The organism is Ralstonia flatus (assembly GCF_958439105.1).
GTDB lineage: Bacteria > Pseudomonadota > Gammaproteobacteria > Burkholderiales > Burkholderiaceae > Ralstonia > Ralstonia flatus.
In genome coordinates, this window is record NZ_CAUDLI010000004.1 from 392,809 (window position 1) to 405,729 (window position 12,921).

Genomic DNA, 12,921 nt, shown 5'->3' on the forward strand with positions numbered 1-12,921 from the left:
GGACCATGTCCGCCGAAAATCAGGAGCCACCCTTGCAGCGGGTCGCATCGTAAGACGCGGCCCGCTTGCTTTGGCGCTTACCGCTTGATGTCGGTCAGATGCTTCATGAGACCTTCGTAGCGGAACTTGTGGATCGGGCGATCCATCGACTGCATTTCCTGCAGCTGCACCGCTTGCGGACGTAGCGAGCCGGTCGGCTTCACAGACTGGGCGGCCAGGGTTGCCACCGCAGGCTGGAAGTTCTTGATGCCGACGATCTGGTCGTACTGCGCCTTGGTGATGAGCTGCGCGTTATACAGCTGCGTGGCATCGCCTGCGATGTTGGTCTTGGCCGCATCGCTGCTGATGGCCCCGGCCTGTGCCAGCAGGTTGCTCCACAGCGTCGGGCTGTAGTTGGTCACGTAGTAGTCCAGGCCCGACGGGTTGGCCAGCACGGCCGAGCACGTCGGCAGCGTGACCTGCGCGGTCTGCTGGTCGAGCACGATGGTCTGCGATTGACCAAAGTTGTCGCCATAAGCCAGCGTGAGCGGCACGTTCCACTGGTAGCCCGAATAGACGTTCTTGTTCGGGAAGGCCTTCTGCGTGATCGTCAGCACGTTCTGGTTGGTGGCCGGATTGCACTGCGCATCGATCGTGACGAGCGGCAGGCCGGTCTGGCGCACGAAGCTGTCGCCCACCTTGCCCACCGGCTTGCCGCTGGCCGCTTCCAGTTCTGCCCACAGGCGCGGCGGCGTGCCGTTGCCGAACTTGTATTTGTTCAGGTAGCTCTGCAGGCCCTTGCGCATGGCGTCCTTGCCGACGTAGTTCTCGAGCATCTGCAGGACATGGCCGCCCTTGTTGTAGGCAAAGCTGTCGAGGAAGTCCATCGAGCCGGCGTCGCTCAGGTTGTGCTGCACCGGCACGGCTGTCGGCTGCAGATCCAGTGTGATCACGCGTTGCTTGACCGCCGCGTAGTTGGCCCACGTGTTGCCCTGGAACTCGGGGTGCAGCGTGATCTTCGTGACGTTCTCGAACCAGTTGGCGAAGGACTCGTTCAGCCAGATGTCGTCCCACCAGTCCAGCGTGACCAGGTCACCAAACCATTGGTGGGCCAGTTCATGCGACACCACGACGAACGAGCGCGCCTTGCCCATCGAGTGGACCGTCGTCGGTGCGCCATCGGGCGGCACCAGCACCTGGTCGGCAAACTCGAAGATGGCGCCCCAGTTCTCCATGCCGCCAAAGCCGGCATTCTTGTTGTCGTAGCTGTCGTTGGCGACGATGGTGTCCATCTTGTCGAACGGCAGCGGGATCTGGAAGTAGTTGTAGTAGTGGTTCAGCGCTTCCTTCGTGAACTGCATGCCGGCCACCGCCGAGTGCGCCTCGCCAGGCGGCACCCACCAGCGCAGGCGCATGCTGCTGCCGTCGAGCGGGTTGGTGAACTGGTCTTCCAGGATGTCGAACTTGCCGCCGCCGAAGAACAGCAGGTACGCCGGCATCGACGGTGTCTTGGCAAACGACACCTGCTGATAGCCATCCGGCAGCTTGGTGGCGCCCGTCTGCCTGCCGTTGGCCACGGCCTTCCAGTCGCCCGGAATTTCCGCCGTCACTTCGAAGGTGTTGCGGAAGGCCGGCTCATCCCAGCTCGGGAACCATTCACGCGCGAAGTTCGATTCGCCCTGCGTGACGATGGCGTCCGAACTCTCACCCGTTGCCGCCTGCAGACCCAGCTTGAAGATGCCCTCGGCCTTGGTGAAGTTGATCGTGCCCGTCCATTCCATGTGCAGCACGTAGTTGCCGGGCTTGATGTCTCCGGTCGGGTCGCGCAGGTCATAGAAGGCGCCTTGCGATTGCGGAATCGGCACGAGCACGCGCGATGCGCCATTGCCCGAGGTGGGCGTGAGCGTCAGGCGCGAGGCGTCGAGCTTGAGGTCGCGCACGGCCAGCGTCACGGCGCCGGTCTGCTTGGTGACCTTGATCTCCACATCGGCGCGGCCCGAGAAGCTGTTCAGGTCTGCGCTCGGACGGAACCACAGCTTGTAGTTGACCGGCCTGATGTAGTCCGGGAGTTCGACCGGCGGCACCGTCGCGTCGACGGCAGGTGCCTGCGCATTGGTGTTGCCGGTATTGGTATTGCCCTGCTGCTGCGAGCCGTTTGCGTCCAGCTTCCCGCCGGCCGGCGTGAGCGCGTCATCTCCGCCGCCGCCGCAGGCGGCCAGAATCAGCGCGGCCGCAGCCTGAGCCACGAGTGCCAGCTTGAATGAACGACGTGTCCGGGCGTCGTACGCGCGCCCGGTGTCTGTCGTGGCCGTACGACGGTGCGTTGTCGAATCCCGCATTGCATTTCTCCTGAGGTGGAAACGAATCGGCGGCCCAGGGCTCAAAAGAAATTGGGGGGGCAGGCCGCCGAATCGGGACAAGGAATTACCCGCTTCTTGCGCGGTGCAAATCACAGCCCGCGCACGGGATGCACGGATTCTGGAGGAAACGGCCTGCGAATCGAGACGAAGTTTTTTAAATCACGTGCGAGAGAATCTGCTGCGGAATTTGCAGTTTTTGGTATGCGCGTCCACGAAGCTGCGCGCGCCTTTCCGAGCGATGGGCGACTTCTTCAACGTGCGTTGAAAAAACGAAATGCGACTCCCGTTTCATGAAAATATCTTAAAAATCGAAGCGGCGATTTTTACAACGGCAGATAAAGCAAAACTAAATACGGCATGGCGTCGGAAAATCCCGCCGGGGAACTTTCCCGGTATTCGGCGAGGTATTGCGCTGCAGCAGCTGACCGCGCATCGCCTGCATGGGGGTAATCCTTCCGGGTGAGCGGGGCGCTGTGCGCGGTTTTACACAAAACCGGTACGCTCGCAACGTTTGCGAAGTGTTTCCGTTTCCGTAGAGCGATTCATGCAATCCGCGTCCGATAGCGTTAGCAGCCCGGCGGCTGTGGGTGTCGACCTGATCGACTTCTTCGATGTCACCCCCACGTCATTGTGGCTGGAGGACTACAGCGATCTGCACCGCCTCTTTGCCCAATGGCGGGCGGCGGGCGTGACCGACCTGCAGCGCTTTCTGGAAGAGGACACCTCTCGCGTGGCGGCGTGTTCGGCCTGCATCAAGGTGCTGCGCGTGAACCGGCGCACGTTGTCCATGTACGCCGCCCCGGATGCCGAAACGCTCACCGCGCGGCTGGCCGACGTCCTGCGCGACGACATGCTCGAGGCCCACGTGGGCGAACTCGTGCAGCTCTGGTCTGGCGAGCCGTCGTTCGAGAGCCGCAGCGTCAATTACACGCTCGACGGCCGCCGTCTCGACATCCTGCTCAAGGGCGTGGTCCTGCCCGATCACGATCAGCCGTGGGACCGCGTGCTGGTAGCCGTGGACGACATCACCGAACTCGAAGACGCCCGCCGCCGTGCCGCGGCCAGCCAACTTTATGCGCGCGGCGTGTTCGAGCATGCGCCGGTGTCGTTGTGGGTGGAAAATTTCAGCACCATCAAGATGCTGCTGGACGAAGTGCGCATGCAGGGCATTACGGATTTCCGCACCTTTACCGACGTGCATCCGGAGTTTGTTGAACGCTGCATGCAGGAAATCCAGGTGCTCGACGTCAACGGCTTCACGCTGGAGATGTTCAAGGCGCGCAACCGCAACGACTTGCTTGGCCGCTTGCCAGAAATCTTTCGCGACGACATGCGCCCGCATTTTCGCGAGCAGTTGATCGACCTGTGGGAGGGCAAGCTCTTCCAGCAGCGCGAGGTCGTCAATTACGGGCTGGATGGCAACCCTCTGAACATCCACCTGCAGTTCTCGGTGTTCCCGGGCCGCGAGCAGGATTGGGACATGGTGCTGCTGGCGCTGACCGACATCACCGCGCGCAAGAAGGCCGAGTCGTATTTGGAATATCTCGGCAAGCACGACGTGCTGACCAAGCTGAAGAACCGCTCGTTCTACGTGGACGAGATCAACCGGCTGGAGCGCAAGGGCCCGTTCCCGGTCACGGTCATCATGATCGACCTGAACGACTTGAAGCGCGTGAACGACCAACTCGGCCACGCGGCGGGCGACGCGCTGCTGCGGCGCGCCGGCGAGGTGCTCGGCAAGGCCATCGACAAACCGGCACACGCCGCGCGCATTGGCGGCGACGAGTTTGCTGTGCTGCTGCCGGGCGCCGACGCGCAGGCCGGCACGGCGCTGGTGGAAAGCCTGCGCAAGCTGGTGGAACTCAACAATCAGTTCTATCCGGGTGCGGAGCTTGGGTTTTCCATGGGCTGCGCCACCTGCCACGAAGGCGGGCGTCTGGAAGAAACGCTGCGCGAGGCCGACGTCGCGATGTACGAAGACAAGCGGGTGCAGCACGAAGGCCGGAGAGGCGAGAGTCGCTCACCTGCATGACGCTTGACGAACAGAGTCGCGCATCGGCGATAGAGGACAGCGAAGGCCGGGATCTGATCCGGCTCTACGAGGCCGTGGCCGAACGTTGTCAGTCCCGTGACCCGGAAGACTACAAGCGCGAATTTTTGACGACGCTTGCCGGCCTGATCGCCATCGGCCGGTTGACTGTCAGGCTGGCGCCCAGTCTCACATCGGGCGCGCCTGAATCATTCGAATCGTCCGACAAGATCGTCGACTGCCTCGAGCGACACTGGCCGCAGCACATTTCGAGCGACCCATACGATGTTGAGATGCTCGCGTTCATCGAGTCCAACTGCCTGATCGAGTGGTCGTCCGCGCCGCGATGAGACATGAATTCGCCGACGGGTGGCTCAAGCCGGCGCAAAAAACCGTTCGTGCAGTTCCTCCAGCCCCAGCGTGCTGATCACCTGGTTCAGCCGCTCGGTGGGGCGGCGGCGCGGCAGGTCTTTGTACTGCGCGATGATCAGCTCGTTCTTCATCGAGTGCTCCCATCCGACGAGTTCCGTCACGCTGACCTGATAGCCGTGCGCTTCAAGCTGCAGGCAGCGCAGCACGTTGGTGACTTGGCTGCCGAATTCGCGTGTGTGCAGCGGGTGGCGCCAGATTTCCGTGAGCGCATTGCCGAGCGACTTGCCCTTGTTCTTGCGCAGCACGCCGGCCACCTCCGCCTGGCAGCACGGCACGAGCACGATGTACTGCGCCTTCTTCTCCAGCGCGAAGCGGATCGCATCGTCCGTGGCGGTATTGCACGCATGCAGCGCGGTCACGATGTCGATCGTCGCGGGCAGTCGGTCAGATGTAATCGACTCCGCCACCGACAGGTTCAGGAACGACATCCCCTTGAAGCCGAGCCGGGCGGCCAGTTCGGTCGATTTGGTGACCAGTTCTTCGCGCGTTTCGATGCCGTAAATGTGCGAGGTTCCATCGCCCGGCTGCTCCTTGCAGAACAGGTCGTACAGGATGAAGCCGAGGTACGACTTGCCTGCGCCGTGGTCGACCAGCGTGACATGCCCCTTGGCTTGCTGCACGTCGGCCATCAGCGGTTCGATGAACTGGAACAGGTGATAGACCTGCTTGAGCTTGCGGCGGCTGTCCTGGTTCATCTTGCCGTCGCGCGTCAGGATGTGCAGTTCCTTGAGCAGTTCGATCGACTGGTTGGGGCGGATTTCGTGGGTCTTGTTGGACATCGTCAGGACAGCCTGGGCGACATGTCGCACGGAATGGGACCGGTGCGGCGGCGCGGAGAAAAACGGAAAGAGGGCGCCAGTTTACCGAAAAGCGGGGTGGGCGACGGCAAGCGCACCCCAGGCGGCGTCATGCGCGACCTCGTTTGCCCGCGCCCAGTGGGGATGTGACAATAGCGCCCCGCTTGTCTGCCCTGCGCGATTCGATCCGTTCCTCCCCGCATGTCCGAAACATCCAACGCCCCTCTCGTTGCCGTCATCGGCGCCGGCCCCGCCGGGCTCATGGCCGCTGAAGTCCTGTCGCGCAACGGCGTGCGTGTGGAGGTGTTCGACGCCATGCCTTCGGCCGGGCGCAAGTTCCTGCTGGCCGGCATCGGCGGGATGAACATCACCCATTCGGAGCCCATCGACGCGTTTCTCGGCCGCTATCGCACGCGGCGCGAGGCGCTGGCGCCGTTCATTGGCCGCTTCGGCCCCGATGCCCTGCGTGCGTGGATCCATGGGCTGGGCATCGACACGTTTGTCGGCAGTTCGGGGCGTGTCTTTCCGACCGAGATGAAGGCCGCGCCCTTGCTGCGCGCATGGCTGCACCGGCTGCGCGAGGCGGGCGTGCAGCTGCACATGCGGCATCGCTGGGTGGGCTGGGCAGAACCATCAGACCACGCGCAGGTGCTGCGCTTTGAAACTGCCGATGTTGAACGGCTGGTGCAAGCCGATGCGGTGGTGCTGGCCATGGGCGGCGGCAGTTGGCCGCGCCTGGGCTCCGACGGCGCCTGGGTGCCGTTGCTGGAGGCGCGCGGCGTGCAGGTGCAGCCATTGCGACCTGCCAACTGCGGGTTCGACGCCGATTGGAGCGCGTATTTCCACGAGCGTTTCGCTGGGCAGCCCGTGAAATCGGTCGCCATCGGTTTGCCGTCGGGCGATGGCGGTGCGCTGCAATTCCGCCAGGGCGAGTTCGTCGTCACGCAGACCGGCATTGAAGGCAGCCTGGTCTATGCGTTGTCGGCGCCCATTCGCGACGCGCTCGCCGCAGAGGGCAGTGTGACGATCTGGCTCGACCTTGCGCCAGGCTGGAGCGCGCAACGTGTGACGGATGAACTGATGCGCCCGCGCGGCGCGCGTTCGATGTCGAGCCATCTGCAAAGCAAGCTGAATATCACGGGCGTGAAGCTCGGCTTGCTGCGCGAGTGCCTGAGCAAGGAAGCGTTTGCCGATCTGGCTCAACTCGCGAAGGCCATCAAGGCGTTGCCGTTGCGGCTCACACGCACGCGGCCCATCGACGAGGCGATCAGCACCGCGGGCGGCGTTGCATTTGAAGCGTTGGATGCGAAGCTGATGATCGAGCGTCTGCCGGGCGTGTTCTGCGCCGGCGAGATGCTCGACTGGGAAGCGCCCACGGGCGGCTATCTGCTGACGGCGTGTTTTGCGAGCGGCGCCGCTGCGGGGCAGGGCGCGCTCGACTACCTGGCGACGATGGCGCGCTGATTCAACGGTTTATTGGCGCGCCTTCAGGCGCCACAGCGACGTGACCTCGGCAACCCGCGCACGATAGAGCGGGTCGCTTTCATCGGACGCCTTCGGGTGCTTCGGCTTGATGTCCTCCCGTCCCACCACCTGCAGGCCGGCAGCGTCGATCATCGCCAGCAGGGCATCGCGCGTGCGCAGGCCAAGATGCTCGGCAAAGTCCGACAGGATCAACCAGCCTTCGCCATTCGGCTCCAGATGGGCGGCTAGGCCGTCCAGGAAGCCGCGCAGCATGCGACTGTCCGGGTCGTAGACGGCGCGCTCGATGGGCGAGCTGGGTCGCGCCGGCAGCCACGGCGGGTTGCACACGATCAGCGGCGCACGGCCTTCGGGAAACAGGTCTGCATCGACAACGTCCACCCGCGCTTGCAGACCGAGACGCGCCAGATTGTCGCGCGCACAGGCCAGCGCGCGCGGGTCCTGATCGGTGCCGATGACGTGCTTCACGCCGCGTTTGGCCAGCACCGCTGCCAGCACGCCCGTGCCCGTGCCGATATCGAACGCCAGGGTTTTCGAAGGCAACGGCGCATTCGCCACGAGATCGATGTATTCGCCGCGCACGGGTGAGAACACGCCGTAGTGCGGGTGAATGCGCTCACCACCGAGCGCGGGAATCTCGACCCCCTTCTTGCGCCACTCATGCGCGCCGATCAAACCAAGCAGCTCGCGCAGCGAGACGACAGAAGCGGCGTGGCTGGTGCCGTAGGCCTCGGTGCAGGCCTCGCGCATATCAGGGGCGCGGCGCAGCGGGATCGTGTAATCCGCATCCAACGGAATCAGCAGCATGCCGAGCGTGCGGGCGCGCTGAGATTGCGCCTGTCGATGCAGGTTGAACGCATCGATGGGCGAGGCGGGTTCCTTGCGCGCCTTGCCGGGTTTGCGATCCGTGCGGCGCGACATGGCCTGCAGCAGTTGGCGCGCGTTCTGGAAGTCGCCTTGCCAGAGCAATGCCGTGCCTTCGCAGGCGAGGCGGTAAGCGGTATCGGCGGGAGTCCGATCATCTGCGATGACCACGCGCTTGGGCGGCGGGTTGCCGGCTTCTGACCGCCAGACAGCGGTATGGACGGCGTCGCTGCTGGCTTCAGGGCGGTCGTCGGTCCAGGTGAGGGTGGGGTGATCGGTCACGGGGGAAATAGGCGGGAAAGCGGGGAGGGTGCGGTAGTGGGCGACACGATACCGCTGTCGGCCTGATCGCACAAATGCTGGCGGGCAACCGAGCGGCGCGGCACTGACGCCGTTTCGGTGGGGCCCCTGTCAGAAAAGGCCCAATGCCTCGCTATGAGCCGAAGGACGTCGCCCCCGTATTGCCCGCGAGCCGATTGACCGCTGCGATTCTTCTGGCGAAGTGATTCTTCTGCCACCCAAAGACGCCAGTCCGACCCGGCAGGCAGTGTAAACTCCAGCCTTTTTTCGGCACTCGTAGCATGGCGCACGCCCAGCAACGCAGGGCGCTCAGCGGCCCCGCGCTGATCCGCATTCTTGCTCGCCTGACGGACGTCGACGTTTCCGCATCTGCGCAGCCCCTTTCTGACCGGTTAAGCCAATGGCTCAGCTGGACGGATGCCATCACGCTTTCGTCGGCATTGAGCGCGGCACCGCCCGCCGGTGCCTCCAGCACGCGGCCCGTCGGCCCGGACGCCGAGACCATCGGCGGCCGTGTCCGCGCGGCGTTGACGAAATCCATCGCGTCCAGCTGCGCGCCAGAGACAAGGCCCGGGCCACGCGCACCGATTCAGACCCCGGCGGTGCCAGTGGTCGACTATGCCGACTTCCGGCAGCGCTACGTGCTGATGCAGCAGACGATGGAGCTGGAGATCGGCGACCTCCGTGGCCGTCTGCGACGCCTATTGGCTGCCAGGACGCCCGACCTCGCGCGGCTTGCAGTGCTGGATGCCAGCATGGAGCAGGCGCTCGCCGGCCGCGAACGTTCGTTGCTGGGGGCCATTCCGTCGATGCTGGGGCCGTACTTCGAGCGCCTGCGCGCGGCCGAGCAGCAGCGGCAGGCCGAGCTGCCCGCGCAGGGCCAGGCCACCCCATCCACATCCCGCGCCTGGCTGGACGCGTTCCGCAAGGATATGCAGAGCGTGCTCCTGGCCGAGCTTGATGTTCGTTTTCAACCGATCGACGGGTTGCTCGCAGCCCTTCGCCCCCGCTAAGCGGGACAGACACCATTCATGTCCAGACATCACCTGAATCTCATCGTTTTTTCTGTCGGGCTGGCGGCCTTGGGATGGATTGCCGTCGGCTACATCGTCGGCGGAAACCTGCTGGCGCTGGCCGTCACGCTCGTGATCGGTGCCGCCTATGTGGCAGGCGCGCTCGAGCTGCGCCGCTATCGTCAGGCGACCGGCACGGTCACGCAGGCCGTGGCGGGGCTGAACGAGCCACCGTCCAATCTGGCGGCGTGGCTGGAGCAAATGCACCCGAGCCTGCGCAATGCCGTGCGCCTGCGTGTGGAAGGCGAGCGCTCTGCGCTGCCGGCGCCCGCGCTGACGCCGTATCTGGTGGGCCTGCTGGTGCTGCTTGGCATGCTCGGCACGCTGCTCGGCATGGTAGTGACGCTCAAGGGCACGGGCGCAGCGCTGGAAAGCGCGACGGATCTGCAGGCGATCCGCGCTTCGCTGGCCGCCCCGATCAAGGGTCTGGGATTCTCGTTCGGGACCTCGATTGCGGGTGTGGCAACGTCGGCCATGCTCGGGCTGCTGTCGGCGCTGTGCCGGCGCGAGCGCTTGCAGGCAGTCCAGGCGCTCGACGCGAACATCGCCACCACGCTGCGCATCTATTCGCACGCGCATCAGCGTGAAGAGACGTTCAAGCTGCTGCAGCGGCAAGCCGATGTGATGCCCGCATTGGTGGACCGCCTGCAGGCGATGATGGTGTCGCTGGAGCAGCAGGGCGCAGCCAGCAGCGAGCGGCAGATCGCCGCGCAGCAAGCGTTTCTCGACAAGACGGAAGTGGCCTACAGCCAGCTCGCGTCTTCGGTCGGCCAGTCGTTGAAGGACAGCGCAGCCGAAAGCGCGCGGGTTGCCAGCGCGGCGCTGCAGCCTGTGGTGGAAACGACGATGGCGGGCCTCGCGCGCGAATCGGCCGCGCTGCAGGAGACGGTCACGCACGCGGTGCAGCGTCAATTGGATGGCTTGTCGTCACGCTTTGAGGCTACGGCGCAGGCGGTCTCCGGCATCTGGAACAACGCCCTGTCGGCGCATCAACGCTCGAGTGAGGCGCTGGTCGGTCAGGTCGGCACGTCGCTGGACCGGTTTGCCGAGACATTCGAGCAACGCTCGGCGCGGTTGCTCGATGGCGTTGCCGAGCGACTGGACGCCACCGCAGGCGGCCTGTCCGCTGCCTGGCGCGATGCGCTGGCCCGCCAGGAGCACGCCCACGCCGAGCTGGCCACCCAGAACCAGCGCGCGCTCGAGGCGGCTGCCGCCACGTTCGAGCAGCACGCCGTGTCGTTGCAAGACGCATCGCGCCAGTCGCATACGGCGCTGCAAGCCGCACTGGAAGCACGAGACGCGCAACGTCTGGCGGCCTGGACCGAGGCGCTCAGCGCAACGGGCGAAAAGCTGAGCCAGGCGTGGGAGAAGGCCGGCGCCGATACGGCGAACCGTCAACAAGACATCTGCGATGCGTTGGCGCAGACCGCGCGCGATATCGCCGCGCAGCAGGACGCATCGCGTCAGTCGCAAGCCGCGTTGCAAGCGGCGCTGGAAGCACGAGACGCACAACGTCTGGCCGCCTGGACCGATGCCCTCGGTGCGATGGGCGAGAAACTGACCCAGGCATGGGAAAAGGCCGGTGCCGATACGGCGAGCCGTCAGCAGCAGATTTGCGACGCACTGGCGCAGACCGCGCGCGACATTTCCGCGCAAACGCAGGCGCACGCCAACGACACGATCGGCGAGATTTCGCGCCTGGTCCAAGCCGCGTCGGAAGCGCCCAAGGCCGCGGCCGAAGTGGTGGCCGAACTGCGCCAGAAATTGTCCGACAGCATGGTGCGCGATACCGCGATGCTGGACGAGCGTGCGCGCCTGCTGGGCACGCTGGAAACGCTGCTCGACGCCGTCAACCATGCGTCGACCGAGCAGCGCACGGCGGTGGATGCGCTGGTGGCGACGTCGGCGGATCTGCTCGAGCGTGTTGGTGTGCGGTTCACCGATCGGGTGGAAGCCGAGACCGGCAAGCTTGGCGCGGTGGCTGCGCAGGTGACCGGCAGTGCGGTGGAGGTGGCGAGCCTGGGCGAGGCGTTTGGCGCGGCCGTGCAGCTGTTTGGCGAGTCGAACGACAAGCTTGCAGCCCAGTTGCAGCGCATCGAAGCTGCGCTCGACAAGTCGCTCACCCGCAGCGACGAACAGCTTGCCTACTACGTGGCCCAGGCGCGTGAGGTGATCGACCTGAGCATGTTGTCCCAAAAGCAGATCCTCGAAGACCTGCAGCGCCTGGGTGACCAGCGCGCGCTGGCCGGGGCCGAAGCGGCATGAACGACGAGATTGACGGTGGCATCGACGCCACGGCGCCAGTCTGGGCCGCGTTTGGCGACCTGATGTCGGTGCTGCTGGGCGCGTTTGTGCTGATTTTGGTGGGCGTCATCGGCGTGCAGCTCGAGCTGTCGTCCAAGCTGGAAAACGAGGTCAAGCAGCGCGAGGCCGAAGCCCAGCGCCGCAAGACGCTAGAACAGGCCCTGGCCGGCCCGCTGGCGGCCGGGCGCGTGACACTCGTCAACGGGCGCATCGGCATCAATGGCAATGTGCTCTTTGCGATCAACTCCGATCAGTTGCAGCCGGAAGGCCGCGCGCTGATGAAGAGCCTGGCGGGGCCGCTAGCGGCGTATCTCACCTCGCGTGAAGAAATCCTGATGGTGAGCGGCTTTTCCGACGACCAGCAGGTGCGTGCCGGTAACCGGCTGTTTGCCGATAACTGGGAGCTGTCCGCCAAACGCGCCTTGACGGTGACGCGTGCGTTGATCGACGAGGGCATTCCGGCGTCGAGCGTGTTCGCGGCAGCGTTTGGATCGCAGCAGCCGGTGAGTTCCAACGCAGACGACGTCGGGCGCGCCAAGAACCGGCGTGTGGAAATCGCGCCCGTGCCGAGGCAGGCTGCTTCCAACGGTGGACGTCGTGAGCCGCATTGAGGCGTCGACGCAGGCCACGCTCGACAGTTGGCGCGCAAGCGGCGCGGACCGGCTGGATCGCGTGCGCTTTTGCTTCATCGAGGCATTGCATCGACGTGCGGCCGGACAAACCGGCGAGGCGCGGCGCATTCTCGATGCGCGGCTCGACGAGCTGATCGCGGCCTACGCAGCAGACGTCGACCGAACGACGGCAACGTCCGACGCGAGCGACGCAAAAGCGCCCGCCGATAGCGCATTGGCGCAGCTGCTGCGCGACATTGCCAGCCGGCAACGCACGGATGTCGGCGAGGCTGCCGATGGCGGATCGGGGCCGCAACCGCGTGCATTGCCGGAGCTGAAGATTCTCGAAGACGTGCGCGACACGTGGTCCCGCGTCAGCGCCGAGAAACAGTTGCGTGACGCGCTGGACAAGGTGCCGGTCAATGCCGGTCCGCTGAATTCGAGCAGTCTTGTGCATCGGTCACTGGTATTGATGCGCGAGGTGTCGCCCGATTATCTGCGGCAGTTCTTGTCGTACGTGGACGCGCTTTCCTGGCTGGAACGTATGGGCGGCGACGGCGCTGTCGGGGGGCAGGAAGCAGCTCGCAGCGCTGGAAAGGCGGCGCGCAAGGCGCGCTAGGCATCACAGCACAGCGCCTTCGGCCATGCCGATCGGTTTGCGCCTGCCGCGTCTTCCAGACCGGCAAGCAC

Annotated in this window: 11 protein-coding genes; 8 read left to right on the forward strand and 3 right to left on the reverse strand. The window is 65.0% G+C overall.

Going from position 1 to position 12,921, the window contains the following annotated elements; all coding sequences use genetic code 11:
- Window positions 1-77: 77 nt before the first annotated feature.
- Window positions 78-2,318, reverse strand: coding sequence for a M1 family metallopeptidase (locus R2676_RS11965; protein ID WP_206274759.1), 2,241 nt, complete (start codon window positions 2,316-2,318; stop codon window positions 78-80).
- A 295-nt stretch (window positions 2,319-2,613) separates the two neighbouring features.
- Here R2676_RS11965 and R2676_RS11970 point away from each other — a divergent pair, with 295 nt between their 5' ends.
- From R2676_RS11970 to R2676_RS11980, 3 genes are all read left to right on the forward strand, one after another.
- Complete coding sequence (locus R2676_RS11970) at window positions 2,614-2,802, forward strand: hypothetical protein (RefSeq protein WP_206274760.1); 189 nt, start codon at window positions 2,614-2,616, stop codon at window positions 2,800-2,802.
- 81 nt (window positions 2,803-2,883) lie between these two features.
- Window positions 2,884-4,371 (forward strand): sensor domain-containing diguanylate cyclase, encoded by a 1,488-nt coding sequence (locus R2676_RS11975; protein ID WP_206274761.1) that lies wholly within the window; start codon window positions 2,884-2,886, stop codon window positions 4,369-4,371.
- Window positions 4,368-4,718 carry a hypothetical protein gene (locus R2676_RS11980; protein WP_206274762.1) on the forward strand — a complete coding sequence of 117 codons (351 nt, stop codon included), beginning with the start codon at window positions 4,368-4,370 and terminating at the stop codon, window positions 4,716-4,718. Before R2676_RS11975 ends, R2676_RS11980 begins: the two co-directional genes overlap by 4 nt.
- 24 nt (window positions 4,719-4,742) lie before the next feature.
- Here the strand turns inward: R2676_RS11980 and R2676_RS11985 are convergent, their stop codons facing one another.
- Window positions 4,743-5,579: a class I SAM-dependent methyltransferase gene (locus R2676_RS11985; RefSeq protein WP_206274763.1), complete on the reverse strand. Its 837-nt coding sequence runs from the start codon at window positions 5,577-5,579 to the stop codon at window positions 4,743-4,745.
- 219 nt (window positions 5,580-5,798) lie between these two features.
- Here R2676_RS11985 and R2676_RS11990 point away from each other — a divergent pair, with 219 nt between their 5' ends.
- Window positions 5,799-7,061, forward strand: coding sequence for a TIGR03862 family flavoprotein (locus R2676_RS11990; RefSeq protein ID WP_206274764.1), 1,263 nt, complete (start codon window positions 5,799-5,801; stop codon window positions 7,059-7,061).
- Between the two features lie 9 nt (window positions 7,062-7,070).
- Here the strand turns inward: R2676_RS11990 and R2676_RS11995 are convergent, their stop codons facing one another.
- Window positions 7,071-8,225, reverse strand: coding sequence for a methyltransferase (locus R2676_RS11995; RefSeq protein WP_206274765.1), 1,155 nt, complete (start codon window positions 8,223-8,225; stop codon window positions 7,071-7,073).
- Window positions 8,226-8,524: 299 nt separating this feature from the next.
- Between R2676_RS11995 and R2676_RS12000 the strand changes: the two genes are divergently transcribed.
- Genes R2676_RS12000 through R2676_RS12015 form a run of 4 tightly spaced genes read left to right on the forward strand, consistent with a single transcriptional unit; the run spans window position 8,525 to window position 12,850 of the window.
- Window positions 8,525-9,256 (forward strand): DUF3348 domain-containing protein, encoded by a 732-nt coding sequence (locus tag R2676_RS12000; RefSeq protein ID WP_206274766.1) that lies wholly within the window; start codon window positions 8,525-8,527, stop codon window positions 9,254-9,256.
- Window positions 9,257-9,274: 18 nt separating this feature from the next.
- On the forward strand, window positions 9,275-11,581 hold the full coding sequence (locus R2676_RS12005) for a DUF802 domain-containing protein (RefSeq protein ID WP_206274767.1): 2,307 nt from the start codon (window positions 9,275-9,277) through the stop codon (window positions 11,579-11,581).
- On the forward strand, window positions 11,578-12,231 hold the full coding sequence (locus tag R2676_RS12010; protein ID WP_206274768.1) for an OmpA family protein: 654 nt from the start codon (window positions 11,578-11,580) through the stop codon (window positions 12,229-12,231). Before R2676_RS12005 ends, R2676_RS12010 begins: the two co-directional genes overlap by 4 nt.
- Window positions 12,209-12,850, forward strand: a complete 642-nt coding sequence (locus tag R2676_RS12015) for a DUF2894 domain-containing protein (protein WP_206274769.1) — start codon at window positions 12,209-12,211, stop codon at window positions 12,848-12,850. The genes R2676_RS12010 and R2676_RS12015 overlap by 23 nt, the downstream gene beginning before the upstream one ends.
- The last annotated feature ends 71 nt before the right edge of the window (window positions 12,851-12,921 follow it).